Origin of the sequence: Klebsiella sp. GN_Kp190, assembly GCF_040061795.1 — a bacterium.
Lineage (GTDB): Bacteria > Pseudomonadota > Gammaproteobacteria > Enterobacterales > Enterobacteriaceae > Klebsiella > Klebsiella michiganensis.
The window spans coordinates 215,522-230,903 of record NZ_JBEAFN010000005.1; the positions used below are offsets into that span (position 1 = coordinate 215,522).

The window sequence follows — 15,382 nt, forward strand, 5'->3', positions numbered from 1 at the left end:
AAACGTCGGATGATTTACGAGGTATACTCGAAGTTAATAAGCAGTATGAATTTGAATCAGTTGGTCAAATAACCGACGCAGCCCTCGCTTATATTATCTCCATGAGCAATAAGGTGGTGGTAAATGTTATTTAATATTAATAAGATAGAGCCTTTCTCTATAATCAAAAAGAAACTATGCGCCTGAAATTGTCTTCTCTCCTGGCAGCGGTATGTATGCTGTACGGGCAAGCTTTTGCCGCGCCAGCGCTGCCTGCGCACGCGGATATTCGCGATAGCGGCTTCGTTTATTGCGTGAGCGGTCAGGTCAACACCTTCAACCCGCAAAAGGTCAGCAGCGGCCTGATTGTCGATACCCTGGCCGCCCAGCTCTATGACCGGTTGCTTGACGTCGACCCCTATACTTATCGCCTGGTTCCCGAACTGGCAGAAAGCTGGGAGGTGCTGGACAACGGCGCAACCTACCGCTTCCACCTGCGCAACAACGTGCCTTTTCAGACCACCGCCTGGTTCAAACCGACCCGTAATTTTAATGCCGATGACGTCATTTTCACCTTTGGCCGCATTTTTAATCGCGACCACCCGTGGCACAACGTTAACGGCAGCAGCTTTCCCTATTTCGATAGCTTACAGTTTGCCGACAGCGTGGAAAGCGTGCGTAAGCTGGATAGTCATACCGTCGAGTTTCGCCTCAAACGCCCGGACGCCTCGTTCCTGTGGCATCTGGCCACCCACTACGCCTCGGTGATGTCGGCAGAGTATGCCGCGAAGCTGGCGCAGAACGATCGCCAGGAACTGATCGACCGGCAACCGGTCGGCACCGGTCCGTTCCAGTTGGAGGAGTATCGCAGCGGTCAGTACATTCGCCTGCAGCGCCATCCGGCCTACTGGCGCGGTAAACCGCTGATGCCGCAGGTGGTGGTCGACCTCGGCTCCGGCGGCACCGGCCGCTTGTCAAAACTGCTGACCGGCGAGTGCGACGTGCTGGCCTGGCCCGCCGCAAGCCAGCTCTCTATTTTGCGTGACGACCCGCGTCTGCGCCTGACCCTGCGCCCGGGAATGAACATCGCCTGGCTGGCGTTTAACACCGCTAAGCCGCCGCTCGATAATCCTGAGGTGCGCCATGCGCTGGCGCTGGCCATCAATAATCAGCGCCTGATGCAGTCGATCTACTACGGCACCGCGGAAACCGCCGCGTCTATGCTGCCTCGCGCCTCCTGGGCCTACGATAACGACGCCAGGATCACCGAATATAACCCCGCGGAAGCCCGAGCCCGGCTGAAAGCCCTGGGGCTGGAAAATCTAACGCTTAAGCTGTGGGTGCCAACCAGCTCGCAGGCCTGGAACCCCAGCCCGCTGAAAACCGCCGAGCTTATTCAGGCGGATATGGCGCAAATTGGCGTGAAGGTGATTATTGTGCCGGTAGAAGGTCGCTTCCAGGAGGCCAGATTAATGGATATGAGTCATGACCTGACGCTGTCCGGCTGGGCAACGGACAGTAACGATCCGGACAGCTTTTTCCGTCCGCTTTTGAGCTGCGCGGCGATTACCTCACAAACCAACTATGCTCACTGGTGTCATCGCGAATTCGACGAGGTGCTGCAAAAGGCGCTCACTTCACAGCAGCTGGCCTCGCGCATTGAGGCCTATAAAGAGGCGCAGCGTATTCTTGCCAATGAACTGCCGGTGCTGCCGCTGGCCTCCTCCCTGCGTTTGCAGGCCTATCGTTACGACATGAAAGGCCTGGTGCTGAGCCCGTTTGGCAACGCCTCTTTCGCAGGCGTCTCGCGGGAAAAAGAAGACGAGGTGAAAAAACCATGATTATTTTTACTCTGCGTCGCCTGCTGCTGCTGCTGATTACCCTCTTCCTGCTGACCTTTGTCGGTTTTAGCCTGAGCTATTTTACGCCCCACGCGCCGCTGCAGGGCGCCTCGCTGTGGAACGCCTGGCTATTCTGGTTTGAGGGCGTGCTGCACTGGGATTTTGGCGTTTCCAGCATCAACGGTCAGCTGATTTCCGAGCAGCTTAAAGAGGTCTTTCCCGCCACCATGGAGCTCTGTATCCTCGCCTTCGGCTTCGCGCTGGTGATCGGGATCCCCGTCGGTATGCTGGCGGGCATTATGCGCAACAAATGGCAAGATACCCTGATCAGCGCCCTGGCGCTGCTGGGCTTTTCGATTCCCGTCTTCTGGCTGGCGCTGCTGCTGACCCTGTTTTTCTCCCTTACCCTGGGCTGGTTTCCGGTCTCCGGGCGCTTCGATCTGCTGTATGAAGTGAAATCGGTCACCGGCTTTGCGCTGATCGACGCATGGCTATCCGACTCCCCGTGGCGCCATGAAATGATCGTCAGCGCGGCGCGCCACATGGTGCTGCCGGTGCTAACCCTGGCGGTAGCGCCGACGACGGAAGTGATCCGTTTGATGCGTATCAGCACCAGCGAAGTATACGACACCAACTATGTCAAAGCCGCCGCCACCCGCGGCGTATCGCGGCGGACGATTTTACACCGCCACGTCCTGCACAACGCCCTGCCGCCGGTGATCCCGCGCCTGGGACTCCAGTTTTCCACCATGCTAACGCTGGCGATGATTACCGAAATGGTCTTTAGCTGGCCGGGGCTGGGCCGCTGGCTGATTAACGCGATTCGCCAACAGGACTACGCCGCGATTTCCGCGGGCGTGATGGTCATCGGCGCGCTGGTAATTATTGTGAACGTGATATCCGATATTCTGGGTGCTATGGCTAACCCACTGAAACATAAGGAATGGTATGCCCTACGATAGCGTCTATCTGGAGAAGCGCCCGCCGGGTGCGCTGCGCACCGTATGGCGAAAATTCTACGGCGATACGACCGCCATGATCGGCCTGTACGGCTGTGCGGCGCTGGCGCTGCTGTGCGTTTTCGGCGGCTGGTTCGCTCCTTACGGCATCGACCAGCAGTTTCTCGGCTACCAGCTGCTACCGCCGTCCTGGTCGCGGTACGGCGAAGTGTCGTTCTTTCTCGGTACCGACGATCTCGGTCGCGACGTCCTGAGCCGCCTGCTGAGCGGCGCGGCGCCGACGGTCGGCGGCGCGTTTGTGGTGACGCTGGGCGCCGCCCTGCTGGGACTGGTGCTTGGCGTGATTGCCGGTTCTACCCACGGCCTGCGGTCTGCGGTGATGAACCATATTCTTGACACGCTGCTGTCGATCCCGTCGCTGCTGCTGGCCATTATCGTGGTCGCCTTCGCCGGGCCGCACCTCAGCCACGCGATGTTCGCCGTCTGGCTGGCGCTTCTGCCGCGGATGGTGCGTTCGGTCTACAGCATGGTGCATGACGAACTGGAAAAAGAGTACGTTATCGCCGCCCGCCTTGACGGGGCCTCGACGCTGAATATTTTATGGTTCGCGGTGCTGCCGAATATTACCTCAGGCCTGGTCACCGAGATCACCCGCGCGCTGTCGATGGCGATCCTGGATATCGCTGCGCTGGGCTTCCTCGATCTCGGCGCTCAACTGCCTTCCCCCGAATGGGGAGCGATGCTCGGCGACGCGCTGGAGCTGATTTACGTGGCGCCGTGGACGGTGATGCTGCCGGGTGCGGCAATCATGATAAGCGTCCTGCTGGTTAATCTGCTGGGCGACGGGATCCGCCGCGCCATCATCGCCGGGGTGGAATAATGCCATTACTCGACATCCGTAATTTAACCATTGAATTCAAGACCAACGAAGGCTGGGTGAAAGCCGTCGATCGCGTCAGCCTGACTCTCGCCGAGGGGGAAATACGCGGCCTCGTCGGGGAGTCCGGCTCCGGCAAAAGCTTAATAGCTAAAGCGATATGCGGCGTCACCAAGGACAACTGGCGGGTAACCGCCGACCGCATGCGCTTCGACGACATCGATCTGCTGCGTCTCTCGGTGCGCGAGCGGCGTAAGCTGGTGGGCCACAACGTCTCAATGATTTTTCAGGAGCCGCAATCCTGTCTCGACCCTTCCGAACGGATCGGCCAGCAATTAACGCAGAATATTCCCGGCTGGACCTTTAAAGGCCGCTGGTGGCAGCGTTTTGGCTGGCGCAAGCGGCGCGCCATTGAGCTCCTGCACCGCGTGGGGATCAAAGACCATAAAGATGCGATGCGCAGCTTCCCCTACGAGCTGACGGACGGAGAGTGCCAGAAGGTCATGATCGCCATCGCGCTGGCTAACCAGCCGCGGCTGCTGATCGCCGATGAGCCGACTAACGCCATGGAGCCGACAACGCAGGCGCAAATCATCCGCCTGCTGACGCGGCTGAACCAAAACAACAACACCACCATTTTGCTGATCAGTCATGATATGCAGATGCTCAGTAAATGGGCGGACAAAATCAACGTGATGTACTGCGGGCAGACGGTGGAAACCGCGCCGAGCGAAGAGCTGGTGACAATTCCGCACCATCCCTATACCCAGGCGCTGATTCGGGCGATTCCCGATTTCGGCAGCGCCATGCCGCACAAGAGTCGGCTCAACACCTTGCCGGGGGCGATCCCCTTGCTCGAACAGCTGCCCATCGGCTGCCGGCTCGGGCCGCGCTGCCCCTATGCCCAGCGCGAATGTATCGAAACGCCCCGGCTGGTGGGCGCCCGTAACCACCTCTATGCCTGTCATTTCCCGCTGAACATGGAGAAAGAGTGAAATGGTCGAAACATTGCTTGAAGTGCGCAATCTGAGTAAGACCTTTCGCTACCGCACCGGCTGGTTTCATCGGCAAACGGTGGAGGCGGTTAAGCCGTTAAGCTTTACCCTGCGCGAGCGCCAGACGCTGGCGATTATCGGCGAGAACGGCTCCGGCAAGTCAACGCTGGCAAAAATGCTCGCCGGAATGGTCGAGCCCAGCACCGGCGAACTGCTGATTGACGATCGCCCGCTGGCGTTTGGCGATTACTCTTTCCGCAGCCAGAAGATTCGCATGATCTTTCAGGATCCGTCGACCTCGCTCAATCCGCGGCAGCGTATTTCGCAAATCCTCGATTTTCCGCTGCGTCTGAACACTGACCTTGAACCCGAGGCGCGGCAGAAGCAGATTATCGAAACGTTGCGAATGGTTGGCCTGCTGCCGGACCACGTCAGCTACTACCCGCATATGCTGGCGCCGGGGCAGAAACAGCGTCTGGGCCTGGCGCGCGCGCTGATCCTGCGTCCGAAGGTCATCGTCTGCGATGAAGCGCTGGCGTCGCTGGATATGTCAATGCGCTCGCAACTGATAAACCTGATGCTGGAGCTGCAGGAAAAACAGGGTATCTCCTACATATACGTGACTCAGCATCTGGGCATGATGAAGCACATCAGCGATCAGGTGCTGGTGATGCATCAGGGCGAAGTGGTCGAACGCGGCAGCACCGCCGACGTTCTGGCGTCTCCGCTGCACGAGCTGACAAAACGCCTGATTGCCGGCCATTTCGGCGAGGCGCTGACTGCCGATGCCTGGCGTAAAGACGGTAAATAAATAAACCGAGACGTAAATTGCACGGCGCTAGCGCCAGGTCGCCGTCATATCCGATGGTATACTCCTGTATACACGGTAGCCAAAGCGCGATATGACGTGGCGAATGGCAGAAAAATATCGTGACACAAGGGGTCGTCAGTGGGATATAATTCCCGGCTAAATTTGAGTTATTTTGAAATAACAATGCTAACCAAATGATTGTTAAAGTAAAAATACGCAATAACGATAAGGATTAAAAGCTATGGGTTTTCTTTCCGGTAAGCGCATTCTGTTGACTGGCCTTGCCAGCAAACTGTCCATCGCCTACGGCATCGCGCAAGCCATGCACCGTGAAGGGGCTGAACTGGCGTTCACCTATCAGAACGAAAAACTGAAAGGTCGTGTGGAAGAATTTGCCGCCGCGCTGGGCTCTAATATCGTCCTGCCGTGCGATGTCGCGGAAGATGAGAGCATCGAGTCTCTGTTCACCGAGCTGGCAAAAGTGTGGCCGAAGTTCGACGGTTTCGTTCACTCTATCGGCTTTGCGCCGGCAGACCAGCTGGACGGCGACTACGTTAACGCGGTCACTCGTGAAGGTTTCAAAATCGCTCACGATATCAGCGCCTACAGCTTTGTGGCGATGGCGAAAGCCTGCCGCGGTATGCTGAACCCGGGCTCCGCCCTGCTGACGCTCTCCTACCTGGGCGCAGAGCGCGCCATCCCGAACTACAACGTGATGGGTCTGGCGAAAGCCTCTCTTGAAGCTAACGTGCGCTACATGGCGAACGCCATGGGCCCGGAAGGCGTTCGCGTTAACGCCATCTCTGCCGGTCCGATCCGTACCCTGGCGGCTTCCGGTATTAAAGATTTCCGTAAGATGCTGGCGCACTGCGAAGCGGTCACCCCGATCCGTCGCACCGTCACCACTGAAGACGTGGGCAACAGCGCAGCATTCCTGTGCTCCGACCTGTCTGCCGGCATCTCCGGCGAAGTCGTTCACGTTGACGGCGGCTTCAGCATCGCCGCCATGAACGAGCTGGAACTGAAATAAGTTCGTTACCCTCCTCGTGCCCGCGAGGAGGAGTATTTCCCCCGCGCTTTCCTTCTGTTATTCCAATCCGCTATTTGTTAGCACGGATCAATATTTTCTCCCGCTCCAGGGTTAAGCCAGGATAGTTCCGCATAGCATGACCGCGAAACGGCGGTTTGCCACATACCGAACAAGGAACGCCCATGGAGCAACGCCGCGTTAACGGCAAAAACCACTGGTATCATGAGACCCAGTCAACAATCTGCCCGGTGGATGTATTGCCGCTCGTCCCTGAAGCCGCCCATGTCGAAGATCGTTTTCTACTCGATCTGACTCTCCCCCGGGAGCTGCTCGAGGCGCATGCGCGCTGGCTTACGCCGGCCCGTCGGCTGGCAGATGCCCTCTTTCCCGCGTCAGTGACGGTTAACCGTCTACAGACATTTAGCGCCTATGACCGGCTAAGTACGGCGCTGACCGTCGCCCAGGTTTATGGCGTACAGCGCCTGTGTAATCACTACGCCGCTCGCCTGGCGCCGCTTCCCGGCCCGGACTCCTCGCGTGAGAGCAACCGTCGTCTGGCGCAAATTACCCAGTACGCGCGTCAGCTCGCGAGCTCTCCTTCGCTGATCAACGCGCTCGCCCGCAGCCAGCTGGACGAAGTCGGCCTGACCAGTCGCGATATTATCCTTATCAATCAGATTATTGGCTTTATCAGCTTCCAGGCCCGCGCTATCGCCGCCTTCCATGCCGCGCTGGGTTACCCGGTGCGCTGGATCCCCGGCATGCCGCAGCAGGAAGATGCCCCGGAAGCGCTTTTCGTCGCGAGGGAGAGTGACTGGCAGCCAGGACTTGACGACGCGGACTTACGCTATGCCGACGATGAGCGCCAGTCTCTTTTAGCGAACTGGCGAAAACATCCGGGCCTGTTTGAACTGGCCCCGCTGCTGGCGGCTCAGGAACCTCCTCTGGCTCTGCAGGAGCAGCTCCTGTTCCACCTCAGCGATCGGCAACCGTTCGCCGCGCAGGTGGCGCTGATCGCTGCGCGGATTAATGGCAGCATCAGCTGCTTTAACGCGTGGGCCTCGCGATGTCCAGATTTAGCCGATCTCACGGACGCTTTGCGTGGTAATGAACCCGGCGTCCAGCCATGGGGAGACAACCCGTCAATGGAACGCCAGCTTCTACAATCCGTACAGCTTTTGACCCGCGCGCCCGACCGCTTCAGCGCCGCCCAGCTAACTCCCCTCACTGATTACGGGCTTTCCCGTAGCGCGGCTATCGATCTACTCGCCTGGTGCGGGCTGTGCGGTTGGATGAATCGGCTGAAAATCGCCCTCGGGAATGTACGTCAGGAGACGTAAAATGCTGAAACAGCGCTTGCTGCGGCAGGCATATTCGCGTAAAAATGTCAGCCGCTCTTTTAGCCACGAAAATACGAAATTATGTTTCAGGACAACCCGCTGCTAGCGCAGCTTAAACAGCAACTGCATTCCCAGACTCCGCGCGTTGAAGGGGTCGTTAAGGGGACGGAAAAAGGATTTGGCTTCCTCGAAGTCGACTCGCAGAAAAGCTATTTCATTCCGCCGCCGCAAATGAAAAAAGTGATGCATGGCGATCGTATTATCGCCGTGGTCAATACTGAAAAGGAACGCGAAAGCGCTGAGCCTGAAGAACTGGTTGAGCCGTTCCTGACGCGTTTTGTCGGCAAAGTTCATAAGAAAGACGATCGTCTTTCCATCGTTCCTGACCATCCGCTGCTGAAAGATGCCATTCCTTGCCGCGCCGCGCGCGGCGTAGAGCATGATTTTAAAGAGGGTGACTGGGCCGTTGCCGAAATGCGCCGTCATCCGCTGAAAGGCGACCGCGGTTTCTACGCTGAGCTCACCCAGTACATTACCTACGGCGACGATCATTTCGTTCCATGGTGGGTCACCCTGGCGCGTCATAATCTGGAAAAAGAAGCGCCGGACGGCGTGGCGACCGAGATGCTTGATGAAGGTCTGGAACGCCGTGATTTAACGGCCCTGGCTTTCGTGACCATCGACAGCGCCAGCACCGAAGATATGGACGATGCGCTGTACGTTGAACAAACCGCTGACGGCAAGCTGCATCTGACCGTCGCTATCGCCGATCCGACCGCGTGGATTGCCGAAGGCAGCAAGCTGGACAACACGGCGAAAATTCGCGCCTTTACCAACTATCTGCCGGGCTTCAACATTCCGATGCTGCCGCGCGAGCTCTCGGACGACCTCTGCTCTCTGCGCCCCAACGAGGTTCGCCCGGTTCTGGCCTGCCGCATGATCCTCGCGGATGACGGCACCATCGAAGATGATATTCAGTTCTTCGCGGCGACCATCGAGTCGAAAGCGAAGCTGGCCTACGATGATGTTTCCGACTGGCTGGAAAATAACGGTGGCTGGCAGCCGGGAAGCGAGACTATCGCCCAGCAAATTAAGCTGCTGCAGGAGGCCTGCCTGCGCCGTAGCGAATGGCGTAAAAACCACGCGTTGGTATTCAAGGACCGCCCGGATTACCGCTTTGTGCTTGGCGACAAGGGCGAAGTGCTGGATATCGTCGCCGAACCGCGTCGTATCGCCAACCGCATCGTTGAAGAGTCAATGATTGCCGCCAACATCTGTGCCGCCCGCGTGCTGCGCGACAAACTCGGTTTCGGCGTTTATAACGTCCACACCGGTTTCGATCCGGCCAACACCGAGCAGCTCGCGGCCTTACTGAAGACTCACGATGTGCACATTGACCCGGTGGAAGTGCTGACGCTGGAAGGCTTCTGCAAGCTGCGTCGCGAGCTGGACGCGCAGCCGTCTGGTTTCCTCGATAGCCGTATTCGTCGCTTCCAGTCGTTTGCGGAAATCAGCACCGAGCCGGGCCCGCACTTCGGCCTGGGTCTTGAGGCCTATGCGACCTGGACTTCCCCGATCCGTAAGTACGGCGATATGATTAACCATCGTCTGCTGAAAGCGATTATCAAAGGGGAAGCGATCTCCCGCCCGCAGGATGACGTTGCGATCCAAATGGCTGAACGCCGTCGCCTCAACCGCATGGCGGAGCGCGATGTTGGAGACTGGCTGTACGCCCGCTATCTGAATCCGCAGGCCGGCACCACTACCCGGTTTGCAGCTGAGATTATCGATGTCAGCCGCGGCGGCATGCGCGTGCGTCTGGTTGATAACGGCGCGGTTGCCTTTATCCCGGCGCCGTTCCTTCACGCCGTGCGCGATGAACTGGTGTGCAGCCAGGAAAACGGCACCGTGCAGATCAAAGGCGAAGTCGTCTACAAAGTCACGGATGTTATCGACGTCACGATTGCCGAAGTGCGCATGGAAACCCGTAGCGTGATTGCGCGTCCAGCCGCCTGATAGTTCACCTGTGCGGCTCCCTTATATGGAGCCGCATTTTAGCCCTTCCCGTTGTTTTTCTGCGCGTTGCCCACGAATCATTGTAGATGAGTTAGTTTGTGCGTTTTTTTCGCTTCTCTTTTTCATCCGTTTTTAGCATCATTGATTTTATTCACATTTGTAACCAGGATAACGCCATGTCAGATCTGAATGCCCGCCTGCTCGCCCAACGAATCGATACCGTGCTGGATATTCTGGTTGCCGGGGATTATCACTCCGCAATCCATAATCTGGAAATTCTGAAAGCTGAACTGCAGGCGCTTTCCAGCGACGAGCAGGAAAATAAACCCGGTCAGCCTAAAGCGCCGTGGGAAATTTGATAATCTTCATCGTCGCCATCGGCCATCCAGGGCCGATCGCGCCCAAATAGCCCTTAACTGCGAAGTTGCTATGAACGCCCGACAACAAAGTATTTTGCAAATGGTCATCGATAAAGGCCGTATGAGCGTGGCCGATCTCGCGAAGATGACCGGTGTCTCTGAAGTCACCATTCGCCAGGATCTGAATTCACTCGAGAAACAGAGCTACCTGCGGCGTACCCACGGCTTCGCCGTTCCGCTGGATAGTGAAGATGTGGAAACCCGCATGATGACCAACTTCGCCATTAAGCGAGAGCTGGCTGCGCGGGCCGCTACGCTCGTTTCGCCCGGGGAAACGGTGTTTATCGAAAACGGGAGCTGCAACGCCCTGCTCGCCCGTACGCTTGCCGAGCGCGGCGATATCACTATCATCACCGTCAGCAGCTATATTGCGCATCTGCTGAAAGAGACGCCTGGAGAAGTCATCCTGCTGGGCGGGATCTATCAAAAGCGCAGTGAAAGTATGGTGGGTCCGCTAACCCGTCAGTTTATTCAGCAGGTCCACTTCAGCAAGGCCTTTATTGGCATTGACGGCTGGCAGGCTGAAACCGGATTTACCGGACGGGATATGATGCGTGCTGACGTGGTCAACGCGGTGCTTGAAAAGGGCTGTGAAGCGATTGTGCTGAGCGATAGCTCGAAATTCAACGTGGTTCATCCCTATCCGCTCGGCCCGATAGGGCGCTTCAACCGCATTATCACCGATGATAATCTCAATGATGCCGTGCGCAACCAGTTAACCCAGTGCGGTTTAGCCGTCGATATCGTTAACCATCCCTGATCCTTATTTCTGCCTTACCGCCGCTTTGCCGGGCTCTCCCCGGCATCGCCCTGGTCTGAGACTTTTCTGACATCTGAATTCAGACTTTTTACCTGCCTGAAAAATTTATAGAAAGTAGAATTAATGTTAGCGATATAACAGGAAGTAACTATCACCTGCGTGAATAGAGCAACACCTGCGCAACTAAAGCTTCATGGAATACCCCCCGGGCTGGCGTAACAAGCTATGCTTAAGGGAAGTTGTATCCATGAATAGATTATTCAGGAGAAAAAAAATGATGACTTCAATGAACAAAAAAATGGCCGCTGTGGTTCTGGCCGTCACTGTTGCAATGTCTCTGAGCGCTTGTTCTAACTGGTCTAAACGCGACCGTAACACCGCTATCGGCGCAGGTGCCGGTGCACTGGGCGGTGCGGTATTAACGGACGGCAGCACCCTGGGTACCCTCGGCGGCGCGGCAGTCGGCGGGATTATCGGCCACCAGGTGGGTAAATAATATTAACCACGAACAATAAAATGAAAGTTTATATTTGCTGACCAGTACACCAGCACAAAAATAAAGGCCACGATATTTATCGTGGCCTTATTATTAATCAACCGCCAGCCAGCTTAACCTTCATGCCTTTGGCTTCCAGAAGCGATTTGAGCAAGTCACGCTTATCGCCCTGAATTTCAATCACGCCATCTTTTACCGCCCCGCCGCAGCCGCATTTCTTTTTCAGCTCGGCAGCCAGCTTAGCCAGCGCGTCGTCACTTTCATCTATTCCGCTAATCAGACACACGCCCTTCCCCTTGCGCCCGCTGGTCTGGCGCTGGATACGTACGATACCGTCCCCTTTCGGACGCGCCTGTACCGCTTTGGGCTCATCAATACGACCGCTGTCCGTTGAATAAACCAGACGACTGTTGGAATCGCTCATCATACCCCCTTATTCAACGATGCGTTGATACCGCGCAGGGTGGCGGCCGGATCGGCAGACTGCGTTACCGGACGACCAATCACCATGTAATCTACCCCCGCCGCCTGCGCCTGTTCCGGCGTCATAATGCGCCGCTGGTCACCCGCGTCGCTACCTTGCGGACGAATGCCAGGCGTCACCAGCTTGAACGCCTGGCCCAGCTCTTGTTTAAAGCGAACCGCCTCCTGCGCCGAACAGACAACGCCATCCAGCCCGCAGCGCTGGGTCAGCGCCGCCAGCTTCGCGGCGTGGTCCGCCGGAGAAAGCGTAATGCCCAGATCCTGCAGATCGCTGGCTTCCATGCTGGTTAACACCGTTACCGCAATTAATAGCGGCGCATCTTTTCCGAAAGGCAGCAGGGCCTCACGTGCGGCGGTCATCATACGCGCGCCGCCGGAGGCATGAACGTTAACCATCCAGACGCCAAGCTCTGCCGCTGCGGCGACCGCACGCGCCGTGGTATTCGGGATATCGTGAAATTTTAGATCGAGGAAAATCTCAAAACCGCGCTGGTGCAGGTCGCGAACAAACTGCGGCCCCAGCAGGGTAAACATCTCTTTACCAACCTTGAGCCGGCAGTCGCGCGGGTCGATACGGTCGACAAACGCCAGCGCTTTATCACGGTTATCATAATCGAGAGCAACGACGATGGGAGAGGATGTGACAACGCGGGAAGAAGATGTTGCAGTAGACGTCATGACCGGACCTTAATTGTTGATGAGCGCCGGTTCGGCGCAAAAAAGGTAAACGGGCAGCATTCTACCTGCGATAAGCCGAAAATAACAGGCTGCATTTCCCTCCCTGCCGGACGTCTTAATAGCCGTAGCCGGAGGAGACGGACATAATAATCCATAAGTATGTTGTAACTAAAGTGCGGCTTTTTTTTAAAATTACTGCCCGTCGAGTCCGCGAATGGGCTTAATGGTTGACCACGACCGGCAGGATGGACAGTGCCAGTACAGCGTATGGGCGGTAAAGCCGCATTTCTGGCAGCGGTAGCGCGGCTTGCTGCGGACCTGCTCGCCCACCATGTGGCGCAGCACGCCCAGGCTCTCCTTCGCGCGCCCCTCTTCGGCTTCATTGATGTGGTAATCAATTAGCTTATGGAAAACGCGCATCGTCGGATGACGCTCCAGCTGGCGAGTCACGTAGTTTTGCGCGGCGTCAACCCCTTCCCGCTGTTCGAGGATCTGCGCCAGCATCAGATCGGCCGTAGCGCCGGTATTTTCCTCCGCGCAGCGGCGCAAAAATGCTTCCCACTCGTCGGTTTTCCCTAACTGCTGGTAACAGGTTTGCAGCATCTCCAGGGTTTCACCCACCAGTTCTTTATCCTGCTCAATCACCCGCTCCAGGCTCTCTACCGCTTTGGCATAGTCGCCCTTCTCCATCCATACCCGACCCATCATGATGGAGACGCGAGCGCTGTTGCGATCTGCCGCGGCGCCTTTTTTCAGCAGCGCCATCGCCTTATCCAGATCGTTGCCCGCCATTTGCTGCAGCGCCAATTCACACCAGAAATTGGCGATTTCGCCGCGATGTTTCTCTTTCCCCAGCTTAACCAGACGCTCGGCCACTTCTATCGCCGACTGCCAGTCGCTGGTTGCCTGATAAATTTGCAGCAGCTGCTGCAGGGCGCTCAGGCGAAAATCCGTTTCATCCACCAGCTGTTTGAACATCCCCTCCGCCCGATCGTAGAGCCCGGCGGCCATATAATCGCGCCCCAGCTGCTGAACCGCCAGCAGGCGCTGGTCGTAAGTCAGCGAGGCGCTTTCCATTAAGCTCTGGTGGATGCGGATAGCGCGGTCAACTTCACCGCGCGAGCGGAACAGGTTGCCCAGCGTCAGATGGGCTTCGACGGTGCCGGTATCCTCTTTCAGCATATCGAGGAACAGATCGACGGCTTTATCCTGCTGATTGCTCAGCAGGAAGTTGACCCCTGTAACGTAGTCACGCGACAGACGGCTCGCATCGTCCTGTTTGGACTGTTGTGCACTTCTGCGCCCCATGTACCAGCCATACGCTGCGGCAACGGGCAAAAGCAGAAACAACAACTCCAGCATAAATGATTATTCCTTCACCGCAGGAACACCGGCTTCCGCAGGCGTAGCGCTGGCTGGCGCGATCTGATGCTCCAGACGCTTAATTTTACGCTCAGCGCGCGCCAAAGAGACGCGAACGCGCAGCCAGAAAAGACCGCAGATCAGCCAGCCGATAGCAAAACCGGCAGCAAAAAGCACGGCCAGCAGCGTCGAAATACGGAACTCACCCTGCGCGAGGAGATAGTTGAACGTGACCACCTGGTCATTCTGCGCGCCCAGCGTCACTGAAATGACGAAGATGGCTAACACCAGTAAGAAAATAAGAAAATATTTCACATGACTTCCCGTTCTGTGGGTTGCGCGAAAAAATCCCGCGTTCAGCCCTATAAAGTACCATTTTCGCCGCAGCGGTGAAATGGAAATGCATGACACCAGTACAGGATATGCGGCCTGACAGGGGTAATATCAACATTATTCCGGCGCTGCCGCCCTTTTTTTAATATCCTGCGCCTCTTCTCCCGGCGGCGATAGCGGGCCGCAGAACCGCTGGGCAAGCCAGGTCGCCAGGGTCACCAGTAGCCAGGAAATCAGCGTTGCGACGATCAGATCCTGCGGCCAGTGCATGCCCAGCGCCAGGCGGCTGCCCATCACCGCCGTCGCCCACGTTAGCAGCAGCGCCAGGGTGACCCAGCGACGCCGCGGCCACAGCAAACCAACGCCGAGCAGCGCCCAGCTGGCAGCGAACATCGTATGGCCAGATGGGAAAGCGAAGCCGGTCTCTTTTTGCCAGTGCTTGCGCAAAAATCCGGGGATTTGCTGCTCTTGCGCCAGCTGCTCATGCACCAGTTTAGCGCGTTCTTTGCGTTTCAACGCGTAGAATTGCGTGACCGGCACCTGCTGCGTCTGCTCCAGCCAGATGACAAAGGGACGAGGCTCCTGGACGCGGCTTTTAATCCACGTCTTCATTCCCTGCCCAACCAGTATCGCTGCGGCCAGAATGAGAAACAGCATTATCGCCGCTCGCAGACGAAAACGCAGGCACCACAGAAACCAGGCGCATAAGATAACGTGCGTAATGATGCCCCATGGCTGCGTCACCGTTTCGGTCACCCAGTACAGCAGCTTCATCGTCCCTGCCGACAGCCCGGGATGCCATTTCCAGCCCGAAATCCAGATCGCAGCAGGCATGATTAATAACAGGGCCGCGCCAACGGCGGTTCGTCTGGCAATCAACAGCATCTCGTCTCCTTATTCATTAACCTCAATATCATAACGGAAAGTAGTTCGTTTGTGCGCTTTGCGCGCAGCTAACCCTACGCAATTAGGAGAACGTCGCGCCATTGTGGCAAAATAGCGG

Annotated in this window: 16 protein-coding genes; 11 read left to right on the top strand and 5 right to left on the bottom strand. The window is 57.1% G+C overall.

Going from position 1 to position 15,382, the window contains the following annotated elements:
- The first annotated feature begins 176 nt into the window (after window positions 1-176).
- The 11 genes from sapA (at window position 177) to osmB (ending at window position 11,523) form a co-directional block, all read left to right on the top strand.
- The gene (gene sapA / locus ABLU67_RS03025; RefSeq protein WP_048261852.1) at window positions 177-1,820 is read left to right on the top strand and encodes an ABC transporter substrate-binding protein SapA; all 1,644 of its coding nucleotides are present in this window, start codon (window positions 177-179) and stop codon (window positions 1,818-1,820) included.
- Window positions 1,817-2,782: a putrescine export ABC transporter permease SapB gene (gene sapB / locus ABLU67_RS03030; protein WP_014229022.1), complete on the top strand. Its 966-nt coding sequence runs from the start codon at window positions 1,817-1,819 to the stop codon at window positions 2,780-2,782. The genes sapA and sapB overlap by 4 nt, the downstream gene beginning before the upstream one ends.
- Window positions 2,769-3,659 (top strand): putrescine export ABC transporter permease SapC, encoded by an 891-nt coding sequence (sapC, locus tag ABLU67_RS03035; protein WP_004139490.1) that lies wholly within the window; start codon window positions 2,769-2,771, stop codon window positions 3,657-3,659. The genes sapB and sapC overlap by 14 nt, the downstream gene beginning before the upstream one ends.
- On the top strand, window positions 3,659-4,651 hold the full coding sequence (sapD, locus tag ABLU67_RS03040; RefSeq protein WP_064405411.1) for a putrescine export ABC transporter ATP-binding protein SapD: 993 nt from the start codon (window positions 3,659-3,661) through the stop codon (window positions 4,649-4,651). The genes sapC and sapD overlap by 1 nt, the downstream gene beginning before the upstream one ends.
- A gap of 1 nt (window position 4,652) precedes the next feature.
- Complete coding sequence (gene sapF, locus ABLU67_RS03045) at window positions 4,653-5,462, top strand: putrescine export ABC transporter ATP-binding protein SapF (RefSeq protein ID WP_004850180.1); 810 nt, start codon at window positions 4,653-4,655, stop codon at window positions 5,460-5,462.
- Window positions 5,463-5,703: 241 nt separating this feature from the next.
- On the top strand, window positions 5,704-6,492 hold the full coding sequence (gene fabI / locus ABLU67_RS03050; RefSeq protein WP_004121225.1) for an enoyl-ACP reductase FabI: 789 nt from the start codon (window positions 5,704-5,706) through the stop codon (window positions 6,490-6,492).
- Between the two features lie 182 nt (window positions 6,493-6,674).
- Entirely contained in the window at window positions 6,675-7,832 is a 1,158-nt protein-coding gene (locus ABLU67_RS03055) for a carboxymuconolactone decarboxylase family protein (RefSeq protein ID WP_148850028.1), read from the top strand.
- An 81-nt stretch (window positions 7,833-7,913) separates the two neighbouring features.
- Window positions 7,914-9,848 (top strand): exoribonuclease II, encoded by a 1,935-nt coding sequence (locus ABLU67_RS03060; protein WP_064358858.1) that lies wholly within the window; start codon window positions 7,914-7,916, stop codon window positions 9,846-9,848.
- A 176-nt stretch (window positions 9,849-10,024) separates the two neighbouring features.
- Window positions 10,025-10,207, top strand: coding sequence for a hypothetical protein (locus tag ABLU67_RS03065; RefSeq protein ID WP_004121231.1), 183 nt, complete (start codon window positions 10,025-10,027; stop codon window positions 10,205-10,207).
- Between the two features lie 70 nt (window positions 10,208-10,277).
- Window positions 10,278-11,027 carry a DNA-binding transcriptional regulator YciT gene (locus tag ABLU67_RS03070; protein ID WP_348852154.1) on the top strand — a complete coding sequence of 250 codons (750 nt, stop codon included), beginning with the start codon at window positions 10,278-10,280 and terminating at the stop codon, window positions 11,025-11,027.
- A 277-nt stretch (window positions 11,028-11,304) separates the two neighbouring features.
- Window positions 11,305-11,523: an osmotically-inducible lipoprotein OsmB gene (osmB, locus tag ABLU67_RS03075; protein WP_004139496.1), complete on the top strand. Its 219-nt coding sequence runs from the start codon at window positions 11,305-11,307 to the stop codon at window positions 11,521-11,523.
- 97 nt (window positions 11,524-11,620) lie between these two features.
- Here osmB and yciH read toward each other — a convergent pair whose 3' ends face one another.
- The 5 genes from yciH to pgpB form a co-directional block, all read right to left on the bottom strand.
- Complete coding sequence (gene yciH, locus ABLU67_RS03080) at window positions 11,621-11,947, bottom strand: stress response translation initiation inhibitor YciH (protein WP_014229017.1); 327 nt, start codon at window positions 11,945-11,947, stop codon at window positions 11,621-11,623.
- The gene (gene pyrF, locus ABLU67_RS03085) at window positions 11,947-12,684 is read right to left on the bottom strand and encodes an orotidine-5'-phosphate decarboxylase (RefSeq protein ID WP_014229016.1); all 738 of its coding nucleotides are present in this window, start codon (window positions 12,682-12,684) and stop codon (window positions 11,947-11,949) included. Before pyrF ends, yciH begins: the two co-directional genes overlap by 1 nt.
- Before the next feature lie 192 nt (window positions 12,685-12,876).
- Window positions 12,877-14,046, bottom strand: a complete 1,170-nt coding sequence (gene lapB / locus ABLU67_RS03090; protein WP_004850164.1) for a lipopolysaccharide assembly protein LapB — start codon at window positions 14,044-14,046, stop codon at window positions 12,877-12,879.
- A gap of 6 nt (window positions 14,047-14,052) precedes the next feature.
- A complete protein-coding gene (locus tag ABLU67_RS03095) occupies window positions 14,053-14,361 on the bottom strand; it encodes a LapA family protein (protein ID WP_014229014.1) in 309 nt (102 codons plus the stop codon).
- A gap of 135 nt (window positions 14,362-14,496) precedes the next feature.
- Window positions 14,497-15,264: a phosphatidylglycerophosphatase B gene (pgpB, locus tag ABLU67_RS03100; protein ID WP_004850159.1), complete on the bottom strand. Its 768-nt coding sequence runs from the start codon at window positions 15,262-15,264 to the stop codon at window positions 14,497-14,499.
- Window positions 15,265-15,382: the final 118 nt, after the last annotated feature.